We start from the raw sequence: 23,976 nt of genomic DNA on the forward strand, positions 1-23,976 counted from the left end.
ACCGCGGCCGTCACCGGCTTCGGCGGTTGCTCGCTGCGGCGGTCACTCGCTGTCGGCGAACGGCAGCTCGCTGACCCGGCTCTCCCACTTGGTGGAGAGTACGACGGTGGTCCGGGTCCGGGCCACACCCTTCGTGCCCGAAATCCGCTTCACCACCGACTCCAGGCCCTCGACGTCCGGCACCCGGACCTTGAGCATGTACGAGTCGTCGCCGGCGATGAACCAGCAGTCCTCGACCTCGCCCAGGTCCTTCAGCCGGAACGCGACGTCCTCGTGGTCCGCCGCGTCGGTCAGCTGGAGGCCGATCAGGGCCGTCACGCCGAAGCCGAGCGAGGCCGGGTTGACCGTCGCGCGGTAGCCGGTGATCACACCGGCCTGCTCCAGCCGGTTGATCCGGTCCGTGACGCTCGGGCCGGAGAGGCCGACGAGCCGGCCCAGCTCGGCGTAGGACGCGCGGCCGTTCTCCCGGAGCGCCTGGATGAGCTGTCTGTCCACCGTGTCCATATACCGTCCGCGTCCTTCCGAACCTCACCAGACCCACAGATCATTATCCGGATTCAAAGGCGCCATGCTCGCACCAACCCGGATATCGCAGAGAACATACTCTCCCGTCCTGCGGCTCCTCACTCCCCCTCAGGCCGGTCGCTCGGCCGCGCGCGCCGCCCCGCCCAACTCACCCTCCCAGCGCCGGTACAGCGTGTGGGGCACGCCGACGGCGTCCAGGACCCGTCCGGCGACGAAGTCGACCAGCTCGCGGACGGTGGAGCCGCCGGCGTAGAACCCGGGCGAGGCGGGCAGCACCACCGCGCCCTGCGCGTCCAGCTCCACCAAGTGCTTCAACGTCACCCCGTTGAGTGGCGCCTCCCGGACGCAGACGACCAGCGGACGCCGCTCCTTGAGGGTGACACTGGCCACACGCTGGAGCAGGTCCTTGCTGAGGCCCAGCGCGATCCCGGCCACCGCGCCGGTGGTCGCGGGCACCACCAGCATCCCCTTCGCCGGGTACGAGCCGCTGGACGGTCCGGCCGCGAAGTCCCCGGCCGGCCAGTACCGGACGTCCTCCAGGTCCTCCGCCGCCGCCCCCAGCCACAACGCCAGGTCCGCGCGCCAGTGCGCGTCCCGGAAGGCGATACCGGTCTCGTCGAGGATCGTCAGCCGGGCCGCGCGGCTGACCACCAGGTCGACGGACTCGCCGGCGGCGAGGAGGGCGCGGATCACGGACGCGGCGTACGGGGTGCCGGACGCGCCGGAGACCCCGACGATCCAGGGGCGGCGCACGGGCTGCTCAGGCTTTTCCATAGTGCTTCCTTTCTATCCCCACCCCGCCCCGGCCCGCCCTGGGAGGATGGCCGCATGGCCCCGACCCTCGTCGACCTGACCCACCAGGTGACCACCGCGATGCCGGTCTACCCCGGCGATCCGGCCGTCCTCCTGGAGCCCGCCCTCACCACCGCCACCGCCGGGGTGAACGTGCTCGCCGTGCACCTCGGCTCGCAGTCCGGCACCCACGTCGACGCGCCGTACCACGTGGACGTCACCTGGCCGACCCTGGACGGCCTGCCGCTGGAGCGGTTCACCGGCCCGGCCGTGGTGGCCGACCTGCGCGGTCTGGAGCCGCGCGCCGAGGTCACCGCCGAGCAGCTCGCGCCCGCCCTGGAGCTGGCCGGCGAGGGCACCGTCCTGCTGCTCGCCACCGGATGGGCGCGGCACTGGGGCACCGACACCTACCTGGCCCACCCCTCGCTGACCGCCGGTGCCGCCGAGGCGATCGTGGCGGCCGGGGTTCGCACGGTCGGGGTGGACGCGCTGAGCGTCGACCCCACCCCCGATCCCGGCCCGGGCGACCCGGCGGTGGCGGCGCTGCTCGCCGACCTCACCGACGAGCACGACCAACCCGCCGCCGAGGAGCCCACGCTGGCGGCCCACCGGGTGCTGCTCGGGGCGCCGGGCGGCGGGGTGATCGCGGAGAACCTGACCGATCTGCGGCCGCTGCTGGCGGCGCAGGAGGCCGGGCGGGCGGTCGAGGTGTCGCTCTTCCCGCTCCGGCTGGTCGCGGCGGACGGGGCTCCGGTCCGGGCGGTGGCCCGTTTGGGGTGAACCCCTCGCCGGACTCCGGCACTTGGTCTAGACCATCATCGGCGGGCGGCGGTACGCTGTCCGGCCATGGCAGAGATCATCGGAGTCGTCGAGCAGCTCTGGCGCTACCCCGTGAAATCCACCGGCGGCGAGCGGCTCGACGCCGTCGAGGTGGACGACCGCGGGTTCGCGGGCGACCGCCTCTACGCCGTGCGCGACAGCCAGGGCAAGCTGGGCTCCGGCAAGAACACCCGCCGCTTCCGGCGGATGGACGGCCTGCTGCGCCTCTCCTCCCGACTCGGCCACCGGCTCGACGGCCCCGAGCTGTTCGACCCGCTCGGGCAGCCGGTCGTCGACCCCACCGCCTTCCTGCGCGCCTACCTCCAGCGCGAGGACGTCGAACTCGCCCGCGAGGACGCCGTCTCCCACTTCGACCAGCTCCCGGTCAGCGTGCTCACCACCGCCACCCTGGACTGGGTCGCCCGGGCCGTGCCGACCGCCGCCGTCGACGTCCGCCGCTTCCGCCCGAACATCCTGCTGCGCACGCCGCCCGGCACCCCGCCGTTCGGCGAGGACGCCTGGTTCGGACGGGAGGCCCGGGGAAGCGCCCGGTCGGGTGCCCGGCTCGCCTTCGTCCGCGCCAGCGAACGCTGCGCGATGGTCACCGTCGCGCAGCCCGGCCTGCCGCACGCCCCCGAGATCCTCAGGGCGATCGCCCAGGCCCACGACACCCGGCTCGACGCCCTCGCCGAGGTCGCCGCCCCGGGACGCCTCGCCGTCGGGGACACCCTGACGATCGGCTGACCGCCGGGCCGTCACCCCACTGTCCGTCAATTCACTCTCCCGCTTCGCCACTTGACTGACGTACGCCTATCCTGTCTTACTGTCGTAGGACAGGAGAACAACTGGTGATCGAGTTCGTGCTCGACGGCCGCTCGCGGGTGGCCACGTACATGCAGCTGGTCCTGCAGGTGAAACAGGCGCTGCGGGTCGGACTCGCGCAACCCGGGGACCGGCTCCCCAAGGTGCGCGACGTGGCCCAGGCGCTGGCGATCAACCCCAACACCGTGCTCAAGGCCTATCGGGAACTGGAGCTGGAAGGCCTCGCCGAGGGCCGGCCCGGGGTCGGGACGTTCCTCGTCCGCACCCTGGCCGGACCGGCCCTGGCCCAGCAGGCCGAACTGCGGGCGGAGTTGGTGGCCTGGCTGCACCGGGCGCAGACCGCCGGACTCACCCGCGAGGACATCACCGCACTCGTCGACACCACCCTGCGAGCCACCCCGGACCGGCCGCCCACCGACGGCGCCGCACCGGCCTGAAAGTCATTCCTGGGGGAGAACAACATGACGGAAGTCGCTCTGCACACCGAGGCGTTGGGCAAGCGCTACGGACAGACCTGGGCACTCCGGGACTGCTCGCTGGAGCTCCCGGCCGGGCGGATCGCCGCCCTGGTCGGGCCCAACGGCGCCGGTAAGTCCACCCTGCTCCACCTCGCCGTCGGCCTGCTCCGGCCCGACACCGGGCAGGTCCGCGTCTTCGGGCGGGACCCGCGCGAGGACCCCGACGCCCGGGCCGACCTCGGCTTCGTCGCCCAGGACACCCCGCTCTACCCCGACTTCACCGCCGCCGAGCTGATCACCATGGGCCGGCGGCTCAACCCCCGCGGCTGGGACGACTCGATCGCCCGCGACCGGCTCACCCGGCTCGGCCTCCCGCTGGACAAGCGCGTCGACCGGCTCTCCGGCGGCCAGCGCGCCCAGGTCGCGCTGGCACTGGCCCTGGCCAAACGGCCCCGGCTGCTCCTGCTCGACGAGCCGGTCGCGGCGCTGGACCCGCTCGCCCGGCACGAGTTCATGCAGGCCCTGATGGGCGCCGTGGGCGAGTACGGCACCACCGTCCTGCTCTCCTCCCATCTGCTGAACGACCTGGAACGGGTCTGCGACCACCTGGTGCTGCTGCACACCTCGCAGGTCCGGCTCTCCGCCCCGGTGGACGATCTGCTCGCCTCGCACTGCCGACTGGTCGGCCCCAGGACCCCCGACGGCGCCGCCGTCCCAGGGGTGGCCGAGGTGATCAGGGCCAGCCACACCGAACGGCAGTCCACCCTGCTCGTCCGCACCGACGGCCCGGTCGACGAGAGCCGCTGGACCGTGCACGACGTCACCCTGGAGGACCTCGTCCTCGCCCACCTCGGCGCCTCGGCGGGTACGAGCACCGGCCTGTCCGCCTCGGAGGTGGCCGCATGATCTGGCTGACCTGGCGCCAGCACCGCAAGCAGGCCCTGTGGACGGCCGCGGCGATCCTCGCGCTCGCCGCCGTCCTGGTCCCCACCGGCCTGGCCATGCGCTCCTCCTTCCAGGACTCCGGCCTCGGCGCCTGCCTGCGCGCACTGGGCCACGCCCGACTCGTCAACGAAAGCGGCGGCTGCGAGGCGCTGAGCGAGCGTCTCCAGAACAAGTACGACTCGACCGCCTACCTGGCTGTGCTCCTGGTCCTGCTGCCGGTCCTGGCCGGCGTCTTCCTCGGTGCCCCGCTGGTCGCCCGGGAGGTCGAGAACGGCACCCACCGGCTGGTCTGGACCCAGGGCATCAGCCGCCGGCGCTGGATCCTCACCAAGTTCGGCCTGATCGGCGCGGTCGCGCTGGTGCTGTCCGTCGGCTACGCGCTCGGCGCCGCCTGGTGGCTGCAGCCGCTCGCCGACAACGGCCTCGGCCGCTTCCGCTACCTGGTCTTCGACGTCCAGGGCATCGCACCGATCGGGTACACGCTGTTCGCGGTCGCGCTCGGCATCCTCGCCGGCACGCTCGCCCGCCGGGTGCTGCCCGCGATGGGCATCTCGCTGGCCGCGTTCATCGCCGTCCGCGCCGCGGTCGAGCTGTTCGCCCGCCCGTACTTCCAGCCGGCCAGGACGCTCAGCTACGCGATCGACAGCCCGCTGACGGCCAACCGCTTCGCCGGCTCCTGGATCTACCAGGAGGGCGTCCGCAACGGCACCGGCACCCTCGTCCTCCCGGACGGCCGGATCGGCTGCGGCCCCGCGGGCGGCGGCGGCCCCGACGGCGGCAGCGCCGGGTGCCTGGCCCGCATCGCCCAGGACTACGGCCCCGGCCCGCACACCAACTGGCAGGAGTACCAGCCGGCCGACCGCTTCTGGACCTTCCAGGCGATCGAGACCGGGATCTTCCTCGCCCTGACCGTCCTGCTGGTCACCGTCGCCGTCCGCCGGGTCCGCCGGATCTCCTGAGGCCGGGGCGGGCCGGGCACGGGGCCGGCCCGCCCCTTCCCGGCCCGTCGCGGCAGCGGGATCAGCGGCGCTCCGGGAGCAGGCACAGCGGGTGACCGGCCGGGTCGGCGTAGATGTTCCAGGACCCGGCGTCCTGGAGCAGGGTCGCCCCGAGGGCCAGCACCGCCGGCCCGGCGGTGGCGAGGTCGGGCACGTCGACGTCCAGATGGGCCTGCTGCGGGTGCTCCGGGTCCGGCCAGCGCGGCGGGCGGTACCCGGCGACCCGCTGGAAGCAGAGCACTCGGCCGTCCGGGGTGTGCAGGGTCGACCAGTCCTCGCCCAGCGACCAGCGCGGATCCGGGCGGTCCACCTCGCCGCCGAGCAGTCCGGCGTAGAACCGGGCCAGCGCGGCCGGGTCCGGACAGTCGAGCACGACGCACTGCAACCGGCCGATCATCGGGGCTCCTTCGGGAGGGTCCGGGGTCGGCGGCCGCGGGCTCCGGTGGCCTTGCTGGACAAGCCGACCGAAGATCGTAAACATGCTCGGATGACCACTACGGACGAATCCGTGCACGCGCGCCTCGACCGACTGCGCCGCGACCGCGGGCTGCTGACGCCCGCCGAACTGCTCGACCTCGCCGAGCACGGGGTCGCGGTGCTCGACCCGTTCTCGGTGATCGTCTCCCGGCGGGTGGAGATCGGGCCGGACAACGTGCTCCACCCGGGCGTGGTGATCGAGTGCGACGAGCGGAGCCACTGCTCGATCGGCCCCGGCAACGTCCTGTACGGCGGCACCCGGATCGCCGCCGCCGACGGGGGCAGCATCACCGTCGGCGCCCGCTCGCTGATCGGCGACGGCGGCACCCGGATCCTCGCCGGGGCCCACGAGAGCATCACCATCGGCGACGAGGTCCGGCTGACGGACGGCGCCGAGGTGCTCGGCGACAGCCTGCTCGGCCACGGCTCCCAGATCCTCGGCCCGGTCTCCGCCCGCTCGGTCGAACTCGCCCCCGGCCTGCCGTACACCCACCCGGACCCGGACGGCCGCGGCGGCGTCCTCAAGGGAATCGGCCGGGCCCCGGGTGTCCTGGTCGGCGTCGGCGACGTGCTGTTCGACAGCGACTACGACCTGAGCGAGATCGAGCCCAGACGCCAGCGGCTCTACCACCCGGAGGCCCCGAGGCTCGGCCCCGGCCCCGTCCTGGAGCGACTGACGGCCGAACACGCGGGCGGCGTCCTCGCGTTCGAGCGGGAGAACCGGGACTTCTTCCGCTGCTCGGTGCCCGACCGCGGGGACAAGTACTTCACTCCCGACGGCTTCGCCGACCGGCACCGCGCGCTGCTCACCGAACAGGCCGAGGGCCGCTGCCACTTCCATGTCGTCCTGAACAGCTACGGCCGGATCGTCGGCCGGGTCAACCTGGTGGACGTGGCCGACGGCAGCGCCGAACTCGGCTACCGGGTGGCGGAGGTCGACACCGGACAGGGTGTGGCCCGGGCCGCCGTCGAGGAGGTCTGCCGACTGGCCGCCGCCTCCTACGGGTTGAGCGCGCTCACCGCCGTGAGCTCCCTGGACAACGAGGCATCCCGCGCCCTGCTCACCCGCACCGGATTCAGCGAGGAGGGCGAGCGGCGCATCGACGGCGAGAAGGTCATGGCCTACCGCCGGGCCCTCTGAGCGGCGGTTCGACGGCCCGATCGGCGGGCACCGGTATCGATATGACGATCCCTCACCGCATGATCGGCGGCGGCGCCCACAAGGCCCTGGTCCTGCACGACTGGTTCGGCACCAGCGCCGGCTGGGGCCCGTTCCCGGACTACCTGGACGGCTCCGCGTTCAGCTACGCGTTCCTCGACTACCGGGGCTACGGCGACCGCAAGGACGTGACCGGCGCCTACACCCTTGCCGAGATCGCGGACGACGCGCTCGCGCTGGCCGACCAGCTCGGCTGGCCGGAGTTCTCGCTGGTCGGGCACTCGATGGGCGGCAAGGCCGTCCAGCAGGTGCTCGCCCAGGCGCCCGGGCGGGTACGGAAGCTGGCCGGGCTGGCGCCCGTTCCGGCCGGCCCGTACCCGATGGACGCGGACGGCGAGGCGCTGTTCTACGGCGCGGCCGAGGACCGGGCGAAGCGCTACGAGATCCTGGACCTGGTGACCGGGCGGCGGGCCGGCCGGGTCTGGCTCGACCTGATGGTGGACCGCTCGCTGGAGCTGTCCACCCGGGAGGCCTTCGGCGGCTACGTCCGCGACTGGACCACCGCCGACCTGGTGGACCGGGTCGCCGGGCACCCGGCGCCGGTCCGGGTGTTCGTGGGCGAGCACGACCTGCTGCTGACCGCCGAGGCGATGCGCGGCACCTTCCTCGCCCACTACCCCAACGCGGAGGTGGCGGAGCTGCCCGGCAGCGGCCACTACCCGATGCACGAGACCCCGGTCGCCCTGGCGGCCGCCCTGGAGGCCTTCCTCGGCGAGTAGCGCTCCGAGCCGTCCGGCCCGTCCGCCCCGGCCGAGCTAGCCGAGCTGCCGGATCCGCTCCCGGACGGCGGGCGAGGCCTTGGCCCACGACCCGCTGTCGAAGGGCGGTGCCGGGTCGTACTCGGCGTGCAGCTGGATCGCCCGGGCGGTGGTCTCGTCGGTGAGCAGGGCGGCGAGGTGCAGTGCCATGTCGATACCGGCGGAGATCCCGGCGGCGGTGACGATCCGCCCCTGCCGCACCACCCGCTCGGGGCGGTAGGCGGCGCCGTGGGCGGCGAGTTCGCCGGCGGCGGCCCAGTGGGTGGTGGCGTCCAGGCCGTCGAGCAGCCCGGCGGCCCCGAGCAGCAGCGCGCCGGTGCACACCGAGGCGGTGTACCGGGTGGTCGCGTGCGTCCGGCGCAGCCAGTCGAGGAGCGCGGCGTCCGCCATCAGCGGCCGGGTGCCGTGCCCGCCCGGGACGAGCAGGACGTCACAGGACTCGACCTCCGCCCGGCCGGTGGCCACGTCCAGCCGCATCCCGCCGATGCTGTCGGCCACGACCCCCTTCTCCCCCGCCGAGACGAACCGCACGGTGGCGCCCGGCAGATGGCCGAGCACCTGGTACGGGCCGATCGCGTCCAGCGGCTCGAAGTCGTGGAAGAGCAGGATGACGATGTCCATGTCCCGCAGCGTAGAGGCGGGTCGGCTCCGCGTACCGCCCCTGGGCAGCGGATTCACGAGAACGAGTGGTCTGCACCACTGGCCTTTACCGGAGCGCATCCAACTCCGCGCCGACGGCCGCGCGGATCGGGTCGTGGGCGGGCGCGAGCGCGTGCGCCGGGTCGGTCCAGCGGTCGCGCGGGTAGAGCCAGACCGGCAGCCGGACGAGGTCGGCGGGCTCCCAGTCGTAGCGGGGCCAGACATGGGCGTGCAGCATCGGGTCGGTGTTGCCGAGGATCTCCAGGTTGACCCGCCGGAACGCGGGATCGGCCGCGCGGCAGGCCCGTTCGACGGCCTCGCCGAGGCGGTCGAGGTCCTCCAGGTAGGCGAGGCGGCGCGGCCGGGGCAGGTCGGAGAGCCGCTGCACGCCCGGCTGGTCAGTCAGCAGGATCGCGTAGCCGGGCAGGAACTGCACGTCCCCGATCACCGCGAACCCGGACTCCAGCCGCCGGAGGACGGTGGGGTTCTCCCCGCGCAGCGCGCTGCCGACGCGGTCGGACTTCCAGTCGTTCTCGTTGTCGATCATGGATCGATGCTAACGACCCTCCGGTGGCGGGCGATCGGGCTCATGGAGACGCGGAAACGCCCGGCCGGGAAGTCCCGGCCGGGCGTGCGAATCCGAGGAGCTGTCAGACCTGAGTGGTGACGGTGACGCCGCTGAAGTCGGTGACGGCGTACAGGCTGAGGTAGCGGTAGCCGGCCGTCGGGTTGGTGACGGTGATCGACTGGGTGGCACCGGCGGCCGTCGAGGCGGCGGTCCAGGCCGTCGGCGAGGCCCAGGTGTCCGCGTTGTAGTACAGGTACGCGGTGCCGGTGCCGCCGGTGGTGGAGACCTTCAGCGTGGTGGTGCCGGCCGGCAGGTAGACGTACAGGTAGTCGGAGTTGCCGGCGGTCGCGGCGCGGCCGGACCGGGAGCAGTTCAGGCCCATCGCGTCGTTGCGCTGCTCGGTGCAGGGCGCCAGGGAGGTCGCCGGGGCGGTCACGGTGACCGTGGCGGGGGTGACGGCGGTGCGGCCGGTGTCGTCGGTCGTGGTGAGGGCGACGGTGTAGGAGCCGGCCAGCGCGTAGGTGTGGCTCGGGTTGCGCTCCTCCGAGGTGGTGCCGTCGCCGAAGGTCCAGTGCCAGGCGGTGATCCGGCCCGGGCCGGTCTGGACGGACCGCTCGCTCACGTTGACGGTGGCGCCGTTCACCGTGGTGTCGAACAGCGAGGTCGGGCCGGCCGCGTAGCAGGCACCGGCGGCGCAGGCGGTGAGCCAGGCGTCGAAGTCGGCGTCGTAGGAGGTGCCGAGGTTGTTGTAGACCGCGTAGCCGCCGGTGTAGTCACCGACGCGGAACCGCGCCAGCATGGCCTGCACGTCGGCCGGGTGCTTCTCCAGCATGTAGCGGACGGCCAGGTAGCCCCACGGGTAGACCCGGGTCGAGTCCGAGTTGGCGTAGGTGTTCTGGAAGACGGTGCTCAGCTTGTAGGTGTGCAGGCCGGCCTGCGTCATCGCGTCGGTGTCGGTGGTGGCGCGGTAGCTGTACGACATGTACTCGGCGAAGCCCTCGACCCACCAGATGTCCGGGACGGAGGTCTGGGTCGAGAAGTTGCCCTTCATGTCGTAGATGCCGTCGAGGTAGTGGCTGTACTCGTGGTTGAGGTTCCACACCCGGGCGGTGTCCTTGGTGTTCCAGGCCTTCTGGTACATCACGTTCACGGCCCGGCGGTTGGGGTCGGTCGGGTCCATGACGGTCTGGCCGCCGTTGTCGGTCGAGTTTCCGTAGATCGCCCACGAGTAGGTGGTGTAGTCGGCCTTGTTGGCGAAGATCCCGAGGGTGACGGTCTTGGCGTACTGGTTCGGGATCGGGCCGTTGTCCTTGACCACGTTGTGGAAGAACGTGTCCTCGCCGCGCAGGCTGGTGCAGGCGGCCTGGAGCTCGGCGGCCGACAGGGCCTGGGCCTGGATGGTGCGGTTGTCGCAGACCAGCTGGTTCGGCAGGACCACCGAGGTGAGCTTGGCCGGCAGGTCGCAGATGCCGTAGTACGAGCACTGGCCGTTGTTGTAGTACGCGGCCTGGACGGCCGTGTACACGTACAGCGACCCGAACGGCGTGAGCAGCGGCGCGGAGTCCAGCACCTTCTTGACCAGCGGCTTGGCCACGGCCTCGGCGGCGGGGCTGGTGCCGGCGAACCGGGCCAGGTCGTTGCCCGCGTTGGTGTCGAGCACGGCCTGGGGGCCGCTGAGCAGGTCGCGGTGCTTGATCGCGAAGTCCGCGAGCGAGGCGACCAGGCCCGGGTCGGCGGCGAGCGCCCGGACGAAGTCCTGGTTCCGGTAGCCGCCCCAGAGCGGGTAGAACAGCACCGAGTTGACCGCGCTGATCATCTGCGGGAACGCGTTGTAGGTGTTGTTGTACTCGTCCAGGATCCGCTTGTAGGCACCGATGTACCGGGCCTGGACGTTGGCGCTGTCGGTGAGCCACACCACCTCCTTGAGGAGGCTGCCGTTGCTGTCGCTGACGTCGCGCCAGCGGGTCCCGGCGAAGAGCGTGTCCAGGGCGGAGGTGACGGCGGTGGTGAGCTCGCCGGTGTACGGACCGGTCCGGTCCGGGTTGTAGAACTGGATGTAGTAGCCCACCTGCAGGTACTTCACCAGCTGGGTGATGCCGGTCGAGTTGTCACCGGCGTAGCCGGCCGCGAGGTCCTTGAGGGCGGCCGCGACGGACAGCATCCGGGACTGCTGGAAGATGCTGGGGTCGGCGCTGCCGCTGCTGTACAGCGACTTGACGCAGTCCACGGTCGAGCTCTTGACGAACGCGACCAGGTCGGCCCCGGTGCGGGCCGCGAAGTCGGCGGGGGTGCAGCTCTGCACGGCGAGGGACTTGAACGTGGCGGGGGCGCTCGCCCCGGCCGGGTCGTCCAGGCGGGTCGCGCCGATCAGCGCCGGGGTCAGCGCGGCGGCAGGCTTTGCGAGGTCCTCGGACCCCGTCGTCACGGTCGGGGCGGTGAGGCCGACCGGGCCGGCCGAGGTCGCGGCCGGAGCCGGGACGGCGGTGGCGGCGGTGGCGGCGGGGGGCGCCGCGAAGGCCTGGGTCGGCAGCACGGCGGTGGCCGTGGCGCAACAGGCGACGACGCCGGCTGCGAGCATGGAGAGTCTGGTGCGCAGGAGCACGCCGAATCCTTCGTGAGTGGGGGCAGCCCGAGTTGGGGTCGGGCTGAAGGAAGGAGATCGGCGTGGATCCTGTCATCGTCTGGAGATCAGAACAATGTCACAGGTTATATTGCATGAGATTTTCAGCCACCCCACCGCACTCGGCGCCCCCGCACGGCCGACCTGCGACGGTTCCGGCCGGAACGAACCGGCAGGCGGGCGGCAATGGGGGCGTCGGGTCACGAGCCGGGCGGCCGAACCGGCCGACGGGCCGTCCGGTCTGGCCGATCCGCGCCCCCGGATGCGCGGCGGACCCGCCTCGGGGACAGGTGACGCAGGTCACATCCGGTCCTCCGATGAGTTTCCGCACCGGCCCCGGTCCTAAGGACATGACGAACACGACGACCGCGCGCACCGCCAACGGCCCCTTCAGCTACTTCCCCGCCATCGAGAAGAAGTACGGGCAGCCCGTCGCCCACTGGCAGGAGCTGATCCGCTCCTCCCCGCTGACCAAGCACATGGAGCTGGTCGCCTGGCTCAAGGCCGAGCACGGCATCGGCCACGGGCACGCGAACGCCCTCGTCAAGCACACGCTCGACGAGGGCGGGAAGTAGGCCGCGCCTTTCGGACCGCGCCGCGGGGCGCGGCCTCAGATGCCGAGGCCGCGCACCACCAGGTCCACCAGCGCGAAGAAGAACAGCGAGATGCCGACGAAGCCGTTGGTCTGGAAGAACGCCCGGTTCAGCCGGGACAGGTCGTTCGGCTTCACGATGGTGTGCTCGTAGGCGAAGGCCCCGGCCACCACCAGCAGGCCGATCCAGAACGCGGGCCCCGCGTCGGTGAGCACCGCGTACCAGCCGAGCAGCAGCGTGGTGAGCACGTGGCAGCCGCGCGCGCCGCGGATCGCGGCCGGGATGCCGAACCGGGCCGGCACCGAGCGCACCCCGCCCGCCCGGTCGGAGGCGACGTCCTGGCAGGCGTAGATCAGGTCGAAGCCGCCGATCCAGATGCCGACGGCCGCGCCGAGCACGACCGCGTCCCAGGACCAGGTGCCGGTGACGGCCAGCCAGGCGCCCACCGGGCCCATCGCCTGGGCCAGTCCGAGGATCGCCTGCGGGAAGTCGGTGAACCGCTTGCCGTACGGGTAGACCACCATCGGCACCACGGCGACCGGCGCCAGCGCGAGGCAGAGCGGGTTCAGCAGCGCGGCCGCGCCCAGGAAGACCACCAGGGCGAGCGCCGAGCCGACGTACGCGGTCCTCAGGGACACCGCGCCGGTGACGAGTTCGCGCCCGGCCGTGCGCGGGTTGCGGGCGTCGATCTCCCGGTCGATGATCCGGTTCGCCGCCATGGCGAAGGTCCGGAGCCCGACCATGCAGACCGTGACGACGAACAGTTCGCCCCAGTGCACCCGCTCGTCGGCCCGGAACATCGCCGTCAGTGCCGCGATGTAGGCGAACGGCAGGGCGAAGACCGAGTGCTCGATCATCACCAGCCGCAGGAAGGACTTGACCTTGCCGGGCGGGACCTCGGGGAGTGCGGCGGCGGTGCTCACAGGCCGTACTCCTTCCAGCGCCGGCTCACCAGGGCGGCGGTCTCCGGGTCGGAGGAGACCATCTCGGGCCAGCCGCCGTCGCGGGTGTAGCCCTCCTCGGGCAGCTTGCGGGTCGCGTCGATACCCGCCTTGCCGCCCCAGAACTGCTGGTAGGAGGCGTGGTCGAGGTGGTCGACCGGGCCCTCGACCACGGTGAGGTCGCGGCTGTAGTCGACGTTGCCGAAGGCCCGCCAGGCGACCTCCTGGTAGTCGTGGACGTCGCAGTCGGAGTCCACCACGATGATCAGCTTGGTCAGCGACATCATGTGCGCACCCCAGATGGCGTGCATGGTCTTCTGGGCGTGCTTCGGGTACTTCTTGTCGATCGAGACGATCACGCAGTTGTGGAAGCCGCCGGCCTCGGGCAGGTCGTAGTCGACGATGTCCGGGATGATGATCTTCAGCAGCGGCAGGAAGAAGCGCTCGGTGAACTTGCCCAGCGGGCCGTCCTCCGTCGGCGGCCGGCCGACCACGATCGACTGCAGGATCGGGCGGCGGCGCATCGTCACACAGTCGATCGTCAGCGCCGGGAACGGCTCCTGCGGCGTGTAGAAGCCGGTGTGGTCGCCGAACGGCCCCTCGGGCAGCATCTCGCCCGGCTCCAGCCAGCCCTCCAGGACCACCTCGGCGTCCGCCGGGACCTGCAGCGGGACCGTCTTGCAGTCCACCATCCGCACCCGCTCGCCCGCGACGAAGCCAGCGAACAGGTACTCGTCGATGTCGCCCGGAAGCGGCGCGGTGGCCGCGTAGGTGACGGCCGGCGGGCAGCCGAAGGCGATCGCGACCGGCAGCCGCTCGCCGCGCTTGGCGGCCACCGCGGCGTGGTTGCGGCTGTCCTTGTGGATCTGCCAGTGCATGCCGATGGTGCGGCGGTCGTGCCGCTGGAGCCGGTACAGGCCGAGGTTGCGGATGCCGCTGTCCGGGTCCTTGGTGTGGGTCAGGCCCAGATTGAAGAAGGAGCCGCCGTCCAGCGGCCAGGTGAACAGGGCGGGCAGCTCGTCCAGGTCGACGTCCTCGCCGGTCAGCACCACCTCGTGCACGGGCGCGTCGCCGGACTTCACGCTCTTCGGCGGCACATGGGCCATCGAGGCCAGCTTGCCGAAGGCGTCCCGGAAGCCGGTGAAGCCCTGCGGCAGCTCCGGCTTCAGCAGCCCGGAGATCCGGTCGGCGATCTCCTCCGGCCCCTTGAGGCCGAGCGCCTTGGAGAGCCGGCGCTCGGTGCCGAAGACGTTCATCGCCAGCGGCATCGACGAGCCCTTGACGTTCTCGAAGAGCAGGGCCGGGCCCTTGGCCTTCTGCACCCGGTCGACGATCTCGCCGATCTCCAGATAGGGGTCCACCTCCGCCTTGATCCGCTTGAGGTCGCCTTCGCGGTCGAGCGCCCGCAGGAACGAGCGGAGATCGTCGTATGCCATGCCTGCCAGTATCCGCCACCCGCTAGCCTGGCCTGTGTCAAGGGCCCCCTCGAAGCGGCACCGGTCGACGGGCCGAACCGCCGCCACGAGAACGCGCCCGCCACCGACGTCACCCGGGGGAGACCGCCGCCGTGCTGAGGATCCTGACCTTCGTACTCCCGCTCGCCCTGTGGGTGTGGGCCTTCATCGACTGCCTGACCACCCCCGAGGACGAGGTGAAGCACCTGCCCAAGGTGGTCTGGGTGATCATCGTGCTGCTCTTCCCGCTCGTCGGCTCGATCGCCTGGCTGGTGGCCGGCAAGCAGCGCGGGGCGCTGCGGACCGCTCCGGCCGGCGGCGCCGACGACCCGGGGTACGCCCCCCGGCGCGACGGCCGGCCGGTGGCGCCGGACGACAACCCGGAGTTCCTCGCCTCGTTGAAGAAGAACAACAACGAGCACGAGGACATGCTCAAGCAGTGGGAGGCGGATTTGCGCCGCCGCGAGAACGAGCTGCGCGGCAAGGACGACCCGGACGAAGGGCGTCGCGGCTGAGCCCGTGTCGCTCGGACAGCCCACCCGGCATCCACCGGGTGGGCTGCGGTCTTTTTGGTGCATCCCTACGACTGGTCGGACACCACCGGCCCGCCGGCACGGCCTTCACCGCCGCACCAGGCGTCCCGCGGACACCCCCTCGGGAAGCCCCACCGCCCTTCAGAGGGACAGCTGTGACCTGCATGTTTCCTCAGGTTACGCTCACCCGACCGCCATCTGGACGACAGCTCGGGGTAATCGAACAGCTACCGGCAGGACGGGCTGAAACGCTTCGCTTTCTGTGCAGCCCTGACATCTAAACGGACGCGACCTTGTACGGAATCGACGCCGAAACCAGCGCGCGGCCCCTCGTACAGTCATAAGTGAAGAAGTGATTCGCAGCCGGGGGCATCGCAGACGTTGGCTGTCGGACAGTTCCCTCACCTTTGGAGTGGTTCGAGATGACGGTTGTGCACCAGGCGCCGGTCGACGACGACGTCCCGGAGATCCCCACGGACGTCCGGGGAAGAGTCGCGGAACTGCACGAACTCCGCGAGCAGGTCCGCCGGGGTCCCAGCGAGAAGGCCACCGAGGCCCAGCACGCCAAGGGCAAGCTGACCGCCCGCGAGCGGATCGAGCTCCTGCTCGACGAGGGCTCGTTCCGCGAGGTCGAGCCGCTTCGCCGGCACCGGGCCACCGGCTTCGGGCTGGAGGCGAAGAAGCCGCACACCGACGGCGTGATCGTCGGCTGGGGCACCGTGCACGGCCGGACGGTCTTCACCTACGCCCACGACTTCCGGATCTTCGGCGGCGCGCTCGGCGAGGCCCACGCGCAGAAGATCCACAAGATCATGGACATGGCCATCGCAGCCGGTGCCCCGCTGGTCTCGCTCAACGACGGCGCCGGCGCCCGCATCCAGGAGGGCGTCACCGCGCTGGCCGGCTACGGCGGCATCTTCCAGCGCAACACCAGGGCCTCCGGCGTGATCCCGCAGATCTCGGTGATGCTCGGCCCGTGCGCCGGCGGTGCGGCCTACTCCCCGGCCCTGACCGACTTCGTCTTCATGGTCCGCGAGACCTCTCAGATGTTCATCACCGGCCCGGACGTCGTCCAGGCCGTCACCGGCGAGAAGATCAGCCAGAACGGGCTCGGCGGCGCCGACGTCCACGCGGGCGTCTCCGGCGTCTCGCACTTCGTCTACGACGACGAGCAGTCCTGCATCGAGGAGGTCCGCTACCTCCTCTCGCTGCTGCCGCAGAACAACCGCGAGATGCCCCCGCCCGTCGTCAACGACGACCCGGTGGACCGCCGCAACGAGACCCTGCTCGACCTGGTGCCGGCCGACGGCAACCGCCCGTACGACATGCGCAAGGTCATCGAGGAGATCGTCGACCACGGCGAGTACCTGGAGGTCCACGAGCGCTGGGCCACCAACGTGCTCTGTGTGCTCGCCCGGATCGACGGCCATGTCACCGGCATCATCGCCAACCAGCCGCAGTCGCTGGCCGGCGTCCTGGACATCAACGCCAGCGAGAAGGCCGCGCGCTTCGTCCAGATGTGCGACGCCTTCAACATCCCCCTGGTCACCATGCTCGACGTCCCCGGCTTCCTGCCCGGCGTCGACCAGGAGCACGACGGCATCATCCGGCACGGCGCGAAGCTCCTCTACGCCTACTGCAACGCGACCGTGCCGCGGATCCAGCTGATCCTGCGCAAGGCCTACGGCGGTGCCTACATCGTCATGGACTCCCGCTCGATCGGCGCCGACCTCTCCTTCGCGTGGCCGACCAACGAGATCGCCGTCATGGGCGCCGAGGGCGCCGCCAACGTCATCTTCCGCCGGGACATCAACGCCGCCGACGACCCGGACGCGATGCGCAACCAGAAGATCAAGGAATACAAGAGCGAGCTGATGCACCCGTACTACGCGGCCGAGCGCGGCCTCGTGGACGACGTCATCGACCCCGCCGAGACCCGCCAGGTCCTGGCGTCCTCGCTGGCGATGCTGCGCACCAAGCACGCGGACCTGCCGAGCCGCAAGCACGGCAACCCTCCGATGTAGCAACGCCGCCCGGCCGCAGCAGTGCGGCCGACCGCGCCGACGCCCACTCACCACTGACGCCGGGAGAAATCCGGACCATGACCGCTTCCGCCGAACCACTCGTCCGAATCGTCCGCGGCTCGCTCTCCGACGAGGAGCTCGCCGCCCTGACCGCCGTGCTGATGGCCCGCGCCGCGGCCGCCCAGCAGGCGGCCGCCTCCTCGCCGGTCGAGCCGATCGCCAACTGGCAGCGCCTGGAGCGCCGTCCGGCGTACTTCTCGCCGGTCAGCTGGCAGTGGGCCGCCTGACGCCTCGCCCGAGGGCCCGCACGGAGACCGCTCGGCCGTCGGCCGGCCACCCGCAGTACCGGGGTGGCCGGCCGACGGCGTTCCCCGGGCCGGGCGGCAGGGACGGACGGGGCCGGAACTCCGCACCGCCACCCGAAACGGCTCGAAAGGGTCCCTACCGGACGGTATGCGGGCAGCCGCCCGGCCCGCCCCCGTAGGATCCAGCAGCTGACGAACGGAACCACCAGGGAGGCTGCGATGGCCAGGCAGGCCCGCGCGCTGGCGACCCGCCAGACGGTGCTGCGCGCCGCGGCCGAGGTGTTCGACGAGCGCGGCTACGCGGGCGCCACCATGGCCGAGATCCTGGACCGGGCCGGAGTCACCAAGGGCGCGCTCTACTTCCACTTCCCGTCCAAGGAGGAGCTGGCGCTCGCCGTGATCGAGGGCCAGGGCGCCTGGCTGGCCACCCGGCAGCCCACCTCCGACAGCCCGATGCAGACCGTGATCGACCTCGGGCAGGCCTTCGCCCACTCCCTGCTGGACGACCCGCTGCTGCGCGCCTCGATCCGGCTGACCATCGAGCACGGCACCTTCACCCAGCCGCAGATCGGCGCCTACCAGGGCTGGACGGACGCCGCGCGGGAGCTGCTGGAGCGGGCCCGGGACGCCGGCGAACTGCGGCCGGGGGTGCGGCCGGCGGCGGCCGCGGGCGTGATCACCGGCGCGGTGACCGGCATCCAGCTCAGCTCGCAGGTCCTGACCGACCGCAAGGACCTGCTGCGGCGGATGGCCGACCTCTGGACGCTGCTGCTGCCCGGACTGGTCGAGCCGCGGACCCTCGCCCGGCTGAACACCTTCGACTTCGACCAGGACTAGAGGAGCCGGATCCGGTAGTCCGCCACCCGGTCGGCCGGGACGAGGGACGGCAGGGCCGTCGTCCAGAGACCGCCGACCGCCTCGGCGGCCAGCCGGCCGGTGGACTCGGCGGCGAACAGCACCAGCCCGGCCGCCAGGGTGGTCAGCAGCCCGGCCGCCTGCTCCCGGTCCAGCCCGGGCCGCAGCTCGCCGGCCGCGGCGGCGCGGTCGAGCAGGGTGCGGAAGACGGCGGTCAGGCTCCACCACGCGTCCGCCGAGGGCTCCGGAGGCGACCCGGCCGGCGCCACCACCGCCCCCACCCCGCAGCCGGCCGGGCGGCCGCCGAGGCCGAGCAGCACACCGGCCCGGACCACCACGTCCTCGCGCAGCAGCCGGGCCAGTTCGTGGGTGAGGTCGAGGAGTTCCTGGACGGCCCGCCCCCGGCCGCGCAGCGCGCGCAGCACGGCCAGGCCGATGGTGTCGGCGGCCGCGGTGCGGACCCCGTCCGCGAGCGCCTGCTTGGAGACGAAGTGGAAGTAGAGCGCGCCCTTGCTGACACCCGCCCGGCGGCTGATGTCGACCAGGCTCGCCGACTCGAAGCCCGCGTCGGCGAAGGTGTCCGCCGCTGCGAGCAGCACGGCCTGCCTGGTCCGCCCTGCCCGTTCCTGCTTGGCCACTCGGTCCCTCCGGCCCCCGGCCGTGGCGAGCTCCGGCTCGCCCGGTTGCTGTCACGGCGCCGTCGTCGATGGTGCGGCGCCTCTGCGGACCGTCGGTGGCGCGCCGCGCCCGCCCGAAACCGCATGGTTGGTATCTAATCTAGCCCCTGCCCGACCCCCGCCGTCCAGAGGGGACCGACCCCCGCCCAAGGTCCCGGGCGGGCCGCCCGGGCGTTACCGCAGGCCGGAACGCGGGTACGGTGAGCCCGCCGGGTGCGCGCCGGCGACTACCCCGCAGGGGGAGCAGAAACCGGGTGGCCTGTATGTTTTGCGCAGGCCGCCCGTACGGCCGGCCGACCGACACCCGGGAGTGGGGCCAGTCATGCCAGTGTTCACCACGATGGACGGCGACGCTCCGTATCCCCACCCCGGCCCCGGCCAACCGGGCCAGCGCCGCTACGACTTCCACGAACGGACCGTCTCCCGTCAGCTGGTCCACCGCTCCTCGGTCGCCGAAGTACTCATCACCGGCTGGCAGTCCACCGGTCCGTACGACTTCCTGCTGGGCGCCCAGTGGCCGCGGCTGCACGGCTTCTACCGGCTGCCCGGCGACCGGCACCACGACCCGGTGCTGATGGCCGAAACCGTCAGGCAGGCCGCCCTGTTGGTCGGGCACGCCGGTTTCGGCGTCCCCCACGACCACCACGCCGTCCTCGACGAACTCGGCTACACCCTCGGCCCGGCGGGCCTCGACGGCCTCGCGGTCGGCGCCGCCCCCACCGAACTGATGCTCAGGATCAGCTGCCACGACGTCCGGATGCGGCACGGCCGACTGGTCGCGCTGCGGGTGCACGCGGAGATCGAACGGGACGGCCGTCCGGTCGGCCGAGGTGTCGGGGGCCTGCGGATCCTCTCCCCCGCCGCCTACGACCGGCTGCGCGGTCCCCGCCGCCCGGCCGCCCCGCCGCGGATCCCGGAGCAGGTCGTCGCGCCGGAACTGGTCGGCCGCCAGCAGGCCGCCGACGTGGTGCTCGGGCCCGCCCTGCTGCCCGGCAGCTGGCTGCTGCGCGCCGACGCCGCCCACCCGGTGCTGTTCGACCCGATGGACCCGGCGCCGGGGCACCTGCCCGGGATGCTCGTCCTGGAGGCCGCCCGGCAGGCCGCCCAGCGGCTGCACCACCCGGACCGGGTGGTGCCGGTGGACCTGGTGACGGCCTTCCACGACCCGATCGCGCCGGACCGCCCCTGTGTGGTGCGGGCCGTCCGGGAGGCCGGGCCGGAGTCCGGTCAGGACGGCTGCGGCGGGCGCCGGGCGCCCGTCCGGGTCGTCCTGGTCCAGGACGGCCGCACGGTGGCCGAGGTCCGGCTGATCGGCGCCCCGGCCGACGGCGCTCCCGTCGGCGGGGGCCGGTCCGCAGCCGCCCCGGCCCCCGCCCGTCGCGGTCTGCCGCTCGCCAGCTGAACCCGGACCGGCGCCGCTCCCCCGTTCCCCCCGCGCCCCGCCCCGCTGCCGCTACCCCCGCCGGGTCAGGCCGCCACCAGCGCCGAGGCCGGCCGCCCCGCGTGCATCACGCTGAGGTTCTCCGCCAGCCGCCCCGGGTCCTGCGCCAGCCAGAGCCGCAGCGCGGCGCCCAGCATCGCACTGGCCGAACCGATCCGTACCTGCGTCACCTGGGCGATCCGGGCCGCGCCCGGCACCAGCAGATCGGCCAGCGGCGTCGGCAGCCAGACGGTCAGCGCGCACGGCGCGGGAGCCGCGAGGGCACCCAGCAGCCGATGGGCGTCGGCCGGCGAGACGAACGTCGGGATGATGTCCAGCAGTCCGTCGGCCACCACCTCGGACACGTCGCTGCGGTGCCCCTGGGCGAGCCGACGGAGCAGCAGCTGCTCGGCGGCGGTGATTCGGACGGTCAGCATGACCTCGTCGCACTCCATTGCGCGATTTCCTCCTCAGTTCCTCCCCGTGCCGGACCGGGTGGCCCGGCACGCACTACCCCCGTCGCACCTCGGCCCGGCTTCCTGGTCTGGAGCGCCGGGCCGGTGTGTGGTTCCGGTTCCGGTCAGAGCCCCGCGTAGGAGTGCTTGCCGGTCACGAAGATGTTCACGCCGTAGTAGTTGAACAGCCAGCAGGCGAAGGCGCCGAGGGCCAGGTAGGCGGCCTTGCGTCCCTTCCAGCCGGCCGTGGCGCGGGCGTGCAGGTAGCACGCGTAGGCGACCCAGGTGATGAACGACCAGGTCTCCTTCGGGTCCCACTCCCAGTACTTGCCCCAGGCGGCCTCGGCCCAGATCGCGCCCGCGATGATGGTGAAGGTCCAGAGCGGGAAGACCAGCGCGTTGATCCGGTAGGACAGCTTGTCCAGGGTCGAGGCGGCGGGCAGCCGGCGCCAGATCGACGGCGAGGTGCCGAGCGGGCCCTTGGCCAGGCCGGCCGCCGTCCGCTTGTCGAAGGAGTCCTTGCCCAGGTAGAGCAGGGTCGTGATGAACCCCGCGTAGAAGGCGCCGCCGCAGACGATCGCGGTGGAGACGTGGATCGCCAGCCAGTACGAGTGCAGGGCCGGGACCAGCTGCTCGGACTCGGTGTACAGCACCTCGGTCGCGATGCCGAGGGTGAGCACGACGGCCAGGGTGACCGGCAGGCCGAGCCAGCGGACCGGCTTCTTCGAGAGCAGCAGGCCGATGAAGGCCAGCGTCATCGCGAGCGCGAAGGCGCAGGAGAACTCGTACATGTTGCCCCACGGCCAGCGGGACACCGAGAGGCCGCGGGTGAGGACGCCGCCGATGTGCAGCAGGGCGCCGAGCACGGTGAGCGAGACCGCGATCCGACCGGACAGGTCGGCCTTCTCGCTGGTGCCGGCCGCGCCGGGGCCGTCGACCTCCTCGTCGCCGCGCCCGCTGGTCACCACCGTCGCGCCCTCGCCGGCCAGCGCCGTGCGGGTGAGCGTGGTGGTGCCGCCGCCCGCCGAGGCGACGGTGACGGTGACCTTCTTGGCGCCCTTGGCCCTGGCCTCCGCCGCGGCGACGGTCCCGGCCAGGCCCGCCTGCTCGGTGGAGCGGACGGCGACGGCGCCCTTGGCACCGAAGGTCCACTCGAACATGTAGGCGAACATGGCGATCAGGTAGACCGCCATCGCCGAATAGATCAGCTTGTTGGACAGGTCGGCCAGCTGCGGGTCGACCGACGAGGCGAGGTGCACCGTCTACTCCTTGGAGTTCTGATCGGCGGGAACTGCGGATTCTGCGGGTGCCGAGGCCTCGTCGGCCTCCGCGGAGCGGTCCTCGGACTCGTCGTCGGACTCGTCGTGGGGTTCGTTCCCGGGCTCGTTCTCGGGCTCGTTCTCGGGCTCGTTCTCGGGCTCGTCGTCGAGCGCCGGGGCGTCGTCCTGGAGGTCCACCGCGAGCGCGGCCAGCTCCTCGGCGATCTTCGCCGACTCGCTGCGGCCCAGCCCGGCCAGCTCGACCTGCGTCCCGCCGCCCGGCAGGGCCACCGCCCTCACCCAGATCCGGCGCCGCTGGATGAACAGCGAGCCGATCAGGCCGGCGATCGCCAGCACCGCGCCGATCAGCGCGATCGCGTTCCCCGGACGGTGCGAGACGTTGAAGCTGGCCCACTGCTTGTAGCCCTCGAAGGTGACCGAGCCGTAGCCGTCCGGCAGCGCCCAGGCCTCGCCCGGCTTCATCCGGACCTTGGCCGGCTGGCCGTCCTGCTGGAGCTGGGTCAGGTTCTTGGTGTTGAGCTGGTAGATGTTCTGCGGCAGGCCGGAGTCGGTGCCCAGGTCGCCCGCGTAGGCGTTGAGCACGATCACCGGGTCCGCGTCACCCGGGAACAGCGAGCGCGGGCCGGTGTTCCGGTCGAAGGCCACCGGGGCGGTCGGCAGGAAGAAGCCGGACAGGCCCAGCTGGGTCCGCTTCCCGTCCTTCTCGCCGTAGTCGGAGACCTTGATGACGCCGGTGGAGGTCAGGTTGCCGTCCTGCGGCAGGAACGGGGTGGCGCCGGTGTAGACGATGTCGCCGGCGGCGTTGCGCACGGTGATCACCGGGGCGTAGCCGTGCCCGATCAGGAAGAACTTGCTGCCGCCGATCTCCAGCGGGTGGTTGACCTCGATCTTCCCCTGCTTGAGCTTCGCCGGGTCGCTGCCCGCGTAGTAGTCGACGTTCGCGGTGAACTCCCGCGCGCTGCCGATCTGCGAGCCGTTGTTCTGGAACTTCGAGGTGAACCTGTTCAGCTTCACGTAGAAGGGGTCGAGGTCCTCGGTCCCGTAGAACCGGGTGCCGGTGAAGTCGTCGAGCTGGGTGATCGTGTTGGAGTAGCCCTCGCCCTCGACCAGCAGCTTGCCGCCGGTGCCGCTGGCCAGGCTCGCCCAGGCGAAGCCGCCGAGCAGCGCGAACAGCGACAGGTGGAAGACCAGGTTGCCGACCTCGCGCAGATAGCCCTTCTCGGCCGCCACCGCGCCGCCGTCCAGGTGCGCCCGGAAGCGCCGCCCGCGCAGCAGCCGGTGGGCGGCGGCGTTGACGGCCGCGGCGTCCGCGTCCGTCCGCCAGACCGCGTACACCGGCATCCGGGTCAGGTTGCGCGGCGCCGCCGGCGGCCGGGAGCGCAGCACCCCGACGAACTGCCAGGTGCGCGGCACGATGCAGCCGGCCAGCGAGACGAACAGCAGGATGTAGATCGCGGAGAACCAGACCGAGCTGTAGACGTCGAACAGCTGGAGCTTCTCGTAGATCGGCGCGACCGCGGTGTGCTGCGCCTTCCAGGACTCGACCTTGAACTGGTTCTGCCCGTTCTGCGGGATCAGTGAGCCCGGGATGGCCGCCAGCGACAGCAGGAAGAGCAGGATCAGCGCGACCCGCATCGAGGTCAGCTGGCGCCACATCCAGCGCAGCCAGCCGACCACGCCGATGCCGGTGGGGCCGTCGGACTCGGCCGGGGCGGTGGTGAGCCGCTCGGCCGCGGCCTCGGTGGCGCCCTGCGCCGCGTCACCGGCCCGTTCACGGTCGGTCGTCGTGTTGGTCACGG

Annotated in this window: 25 protein-coding genes; 13 read left to right on the plus strand and 12 right to left on the minus strand. The window is 72.2% G+C overall.

From position 1 onward, the window contains the following. Nucleotides 1-42 precede the first annotated feature (42 nt). Together OG715_RS19240 and OG715_RS19245 are read right to left on the minus strand one after the other, a co-directional pair. A complete protein-coding gene (locus tag OG715_RS19240; protein WP_266270018.1) occupies nt 43-504 on the minus strand; it encodes an Lrp/AsnC family transcriptional regulator in 462 nt (153 codons plus the stop codon). Between the two features lie 129 nt (nt 505-633). Further along, the gene (locus OG715_RS19245) at nt 634-1,299 is read right to left on the minus strand and encodes a UbiX family flavin prenyltransferase (RefSeq protein WP_266270019.1); all 666 of its coding nucleotides are present in this window, start codon (nt 1,297-1,299) and stop codon (nt 634-636) included. A 54-nt stretch (nt 1,300-1,353) separates the two neighbouring features. Here OG715_RS19245 and OG715_RS19250 point away from each other — a divergent pair, with 54 nt between their 5' ends. From OG715_RS19250 to OG715_RS19270, 5 genes are all read left to right on the plus strand, one after another. Beyond that, complete coding sequence (locus OG715_RS19250) at nt 1,354-2,097, plus strand: cyclase family protein (RefSeq protein WP_266270020.1); 744 nt, start codon at nt 1,354-1,356, stop codon at nt 2,095-2,097. Between the two features lie 66 nt (nt 2,098-2,163). Next, nucleotides 2,164-2,880: an MOSC domain-containing protein gene (locus tag OG715_RS19255; RefSeq protein WP_266270021.1), complete on the plus strand. Its 717-nt coding sequence runs from the start codon at nt 2,164-2,166 to the stop codon at nt 2,878-2,880. Between the two features lie 107 nt (nt 2,881-2,987). Continuing rightward, nucleotides 2,988-3,395, plus strand: coding sequence for a GntR family transcriptional regulator (locus tag OG715_RS19260; RefSeq protein WP_407661120.1), 408 nt, complete (start codon nt 2,988-2,990; stop codon nt 3,393-3,395). 24 nt (nt 3,396-3,419) lie between these two features. After that, complete coding sequence (locus OG715_RS19265) at nt 3,420-4,322, plus strand: ABC transporter ATP-binding protein (RefSeq protein WP_266270025.1); 903 nt, start codon at nt 3,420-3,422, stop codon at nt 4,320-4,322. Continuing rightward, on the plus strand, nt 4,319-5,320 hold the full coding sequence (locus OG715_RS19270) for an ABC transporter permease (RefSeq protein ID WP_266270026.1): 1,002 nt from the start codon (nt 4,319-4,321) through the stop codon (nt 5,318-5,320). Before OG715_RS19265 ends, OG715_RS19270 begins: the two co-directional genes overlap by 4 nt. A gap of 61 nt (nt 5,321-5,381) precedes the next feature. Here the strand turns inward: OG715_RS19270 and OG715_RS19275 are convergent, their stop codons facing one another. Beyond that, complete coding sequence (locus tag OG715_RS19275; protein ID WP_266270027.1) at nt 5,382-5,756, minus strand: VOC family protein; 375 nt, start codon at nt 5,754-5,756, stop codon at nt 5,382-5,384. A gap of 90 nt (nt 5,757-5,846) precedes the next feature. Here OG715_RS19275 and OG715_RS19280 point away from each other — a divergent pair, with 90 nt between their 5' ends. Further along, on the plus strand, nt 5,847-6,977 hold the full coding sequence (locus tag OG715_RS19280) for a GNAT family N-acetyltransferase (RefSeq protein ID WP_323182139.1): 1,131 nt from the start codon (nt 5,847-5,849) through the stop codon (nt 6,975-6,977). A gap of 41 nt (nt 6,978-7,018) precedes the next feature. Beyond that, a complete protein-coding gene (locus tag OG715_RS19285; protein WP_266270028.1) occupies nt 7,019-7,774 on the plus strand; it encodes an alpha/beta fold hydrolase in 756 nt (251 codons plus the stop codon). Nucleotides 7,775-7,810: 36 nt separating this feature from the next. On the opposite strand, the gene OG715_RS19290 is transcribed toward OG715_RS19285, so the two are convergent. From OG715_RS19290 to OG715_RS19300, 3 genes are all read right to left on the minus strand, one after another. After that, nucleotides 7,811-8,434 (minus strand): DJ-1/PfpI family protein, encoded by a 624-nt coding sequence (locus OG715_RS19290; RefSeq protein ID WP_266270029.1) that lies wholly within the window; start codon nt 8,432-8,434, stop codon nt 7,811-7,813. An 85-nt stretch (nt 8,435-8,519) separates the two neighbouring features. Next, nucleotides 8,520-8,999 carry an HIT family protein gene (locus tag OG715_RS19295; RefSeq protein WP_266270030.1) on the minus strand — a complete coding sequence of 160 codons (480 nt, stop codon included), beginning with the start codon at nt 8,997-8,999 and terminating at the stop codon, nt 8,520-8,522. A gap of 103 nt (nt 9,000-9,102) precedes the next feature. After that, entirely contained in the window at nt 9,103-11,622 is a 2,520-nt protein-coding gene (locus OG715_RS19300; RefSeq protein WP_266270031.1) for a collagenase, read from the minus strand. Between the two features lie 368 nt (nt 11,623-11,990). Between OG715_RS19300 and OG715_RS19305 the strand changes: the two genes are divergently transcribed. After that, nucleotides 11,991-12,215, plus strand: coding sequence for a DUF4287 domain-containing protein (locus OG715_RS19305; protein ID WP_266270032.1), 225 nt, complete (start codon nt 11,991-11,993; stop codon nt 12,213-12,215). A 35-nt stretch (nt 12,216-12,250) separates the two neighbouring features. On the opposite strand, the gene mqnP is transcribed toward OG715_RS19305, so the two are convergent. Then, on the minus strand, nt 12,251-13,156 hold the full coding sequence (gene mqnP / locus OG715_RS19310) for a menaquinone biosynthesis prenyltransferase MqnP (RefSeq protein ID WP_266270033.1): 906 nt from the start codon (nt 13,154-13,156) through the stop codon (nt 12,251-12,253). After that, nucleotides 13,153-14,610 (minus strand): menaquinone biosynthesis decarboxylase, encoded by a 1,458-nt coding sequence (locus OG715_RS19315; RefSeq protein ID WP_266270035.1) that lies wholly within the window; start codon nt 14,608-14,610, stop codon nt 13,153-13,155. Before OG715_RS19315 ends, mqnP begins: the two co-directional genes overlap by 4 nt. Before the next feature lie 131 nt (nt 14,611-14,741). Here OG715_RS19315 and OG715_RS19320 point away from each other — a divergent pair, with 131 nt between their 5' ends. From OG715_RS19320 to OG715_RS19335, 4 genes are all read left to right on the plus strand, one after another. Then, nucleotides 14,742-15,143 (plus strand): PLD nuclease N-terminal domain-containing protein, encoded by a 402-nt coding sequence (locus OG715_RS19320; RefSeq protein WP_266270036.1) that lies wholly within the window; start codon nt 14,742-14,744, stop codon nt 15,141-15,143. A 440-nt stretch (nt 15,144-15,583) separates the two neighbouring features. Beyond that, nucleotides 15,584-17,185 (plus strand): acyl-CoA carboxylase subunit beta, encoded by a 1,602-nt coding sequence (locus tag OG715_RS19325; RefSeq protein ID WP_266270037.1) that lies wholly within the window; start codon nt 15,584-15,586, stop codon nt 17,183-17,185. A gap of 77 nt (nt 17,186-17,262) precedes the next feature. Then, complete coding sequence (locus tag OG715_RS19330; protein WP_030393819.1) at nt 17,263-17,472, plus strand: acyl-CoA carboxylase subunit epsilon; 210 nt, start codon at nt 17,263-17,265, stop codon at nt 17,470-17,472. A 237-nt stretch (nt 17,473-17,709) separates the two neighbouring features. Next, entirely contained in the window at nt 17,710-18,327 is a 618-nt protein-coding gene (locus OG715_RS19335; RefSeq protein ID WP_266270038.1) for a ScbR family autoregulator-binding transcription factor, read from the plus strand. On the opposite strand, the gene OG715_RS19340 is transcribed toward OG715_RS19335, so the two are convergent. Beyond that, nucleotides 18,324-18,983 (minus strand): ScbR family autoregulator-binding transcription factor, encoded by a 660-nt coding sequence (locus tag OG715_RS19340; protein ID WP_266270039.1) that lies wholly within the window; start codon nt 18,981-18,983, stop codon nt 18,324-18,326. The two genes, OG715_RS19335 and OG715_RS19340, sit on opposite strands and share 4 nt — an antisense overlap. A 361-nt stretch (nt 18,984-19,344) precedes the next feature. On the opposite strand from OG715_RS19340, the gene OG715_RS19345 reads away from it, so the two are divergent. After that, the gene (locus tag OG715_RS19345; protein WP_266270040.1) at nt 19,345-20,424 is read left to right on the plus strand and encodes a ScbA/BarX family gamma-butyrolactone biosynthesis protein; all 1,080 of its coding nucleotides are present in this window, start codon (nt 19,345-19,347) and stop codon (nt 20,422-20,424) included. A gap of 65 nt (nt 20,425-20,489) precedes the next feature. Here OG715_RS19345 and OG715_RS19350 read toward each other — a convergent pair whose 3' ends face one another. From OG715_RS19350 to resB, 3 genes are all read right to left on the minus strand, one after another. After that, nucleotides 20,490-20,897, minus strand: a complete 408-nt coding sequence (locus OG715_RS19350; protein ID WP_266270041.1) for a hypothetical protein — start codon at nt 20,895-20,897, stop codon at nt 20,490-20,492. 125 nt (nt 20,898-21,022) lie between these two features. Further along, entirely contained in the window at nt 21,023-22,156 is a 1,134-nt protein-coding gene (gene ccsB, locus OG715_RS19355) for a c-type cytochrome biogenesis protein CcsB (RefSeq protein WP_266270042.1), read from the minus strand. A 3-nt stretch (nt 22,157-22,159) separates the two neighbouring features. Then, the gene (gene resB / locus OG715_RS19360) at nt 22,160-23,974 is read right to left on the minus strand and encodes a cytochrome c biogenesis protein ResB (protein WP_266270043.1); all 1,815 of its coding nucleotides are present in this window, start codon (nt 23,972-23,974) and stop codon (nt 22,160-22,162) included. Between the last annotated feature and the right edge of the window lie 2 nt (nt 23,975-23,976).

The organism is Kitasatospora purpeofusca (genome assembly GCF_036010405.1).
In the GTDB taxonomy this organism is placed as follows: domain Bacteria; phylum Actinomycetota; class Actinomycetes; order Streptomycetales; family Streptomycetaceae; genus Kitasatospora; species Kitasatospora purpeofusca.

What these genes read in the sequence shown, in the direction of transcription:
- OG715_RS19240 (WP_266270018.1), bottom strand. Translation starts at nt 504, where the DNA reads ATGGACACGGTGGACAGACAGCTCATCCAGGCGCTCCGGGAGAACGGC.
- OG715_RS19245 (WP_266270019.1), bottom strand. Translation starts at nt 1,299, where the DNA reads ATGGAAAAGCCTGAGCAGCCCGTGCGCCGCCCCTGGATCGTCGGGGTC.
- OG715_RS19250 (WP_266270020.1), top strand. Translation starts at nt 1,354, where the DNA reads ATGGCCCCGACCCTCGTCGACCTGACCCACCAGGTGACCACCGCGATG.
- OG715_RS19255 (WP_266270021.1), top strand. Translation starts at nt 2,164, where the DNA reads ATGGCAGAGATCATCGGAGTCGTCGAGCAGCTCTGGCGCTACCCCGTG.
- OG715_RS19265 (WP_266270025.1), top strand. Translation starts at nt 3,420, where the DNA reads ATGACGGAAGTCGCTCTGCACACCGAGGCGTTGGGCAAGCGCTACGGA.
- OG715_RS19270 (WP_266270026.1), top strand. Translation starts at nt 4,319, where the DNA reads ATGATCTGGCTGACCTGGCGCCAGCACCGCAAGCAGGCCCTGTGGACG.
- OG715_RS19275 (WP_266270027.1), bottom strand. Translation starts at nt 5,756, where the DNA reads ATGATCGGCCGGTTGCAGTGCGTCGTGCTCGACTGTCCGGACCCGGCC.
- OG715_RS19280 (WP_323182139.1), top strand. Translation starts at nt 5,847, where the DNA reads ATGACCACTACGGACGAATCCGTGCACGCGCGCCTCGACCGACTGCGC.
- OG715_RS19285 (WP_266270028.1), top strand. Translation starts at nt 7,019, where the DNA reads ATGACGATCCCTCACCGCATGATCGGCGGCGGCGCCCACAAGGCCCTG.
- OG715_RS19290 (WP_266270029.1), bottom strand. Translation starts at nt 8,434, where the DNA reads ATGGACATCGTCATCCTGCTCTTCCACGACTTCGAGCCGCTGGACGCG.
- OG715_RS19295 (WP_266270030.1), bottom strand. Translation starts at nt 8,999, where the DNA reads ATGATCGACAACGAGAACGACTGGAAGTCCGACCGCGTCGGCAGCGCG.
- OG715_RS19305 (WP_266270032.1), top strand. Translation starts at nt 11,991, where the DNA reads ATGACGAACACGACGACCGCGCGCACCGCCAACGGCCCCTTCAGCTAC.
- OG715_RS19315 (WP_266270035.1), bottom strand. Translation starts at nt 14,610, where the DNA reads ATGGCATACGACGATCTCCGCTCGTTCCTGCGGGCGCTCGACCGCGAA.
- OG715_RS19325 (WP_266270037.1), top strand. Translation starts at nt 15,584, where the DNA reads ATGACGGTTGTGCACCAGGCGCCGGTCGACGACGACGTCCCGGAGATC.
- OG715_RS19330 (WP_030393819.1), top strand. Translation starts at nt 17,263, where the DNA reads ATGACCGCTTCCGCCGAACCACTCGTCCGAATCGTCCGCGGCTCGCTC.
- OG715_RS19335 (WP_266270038.1), top strand. Translation starts at nt 17,710, where the DNA reads ATGGCCAGGCAGGCCCGCGCGCTGGCGACCCGCCAGACGGTGCTGCGC.
- OG715_RS19345 (WP_266270040.1), top strand. Translation starts at nt 19,345, where the DNA reads ATGCCAGTGTTCACCACGATGGACGGCGACGCTCCGTATCCCCACCCC.
- OG715_RS19350 (WP_266270041.1), bottom strand. Translation starts at nt 20,897, where the DNA reads ATGGAGTGCGACGAGGTCATGCTGACCGTCCGAATCACCGCCGCCGAG.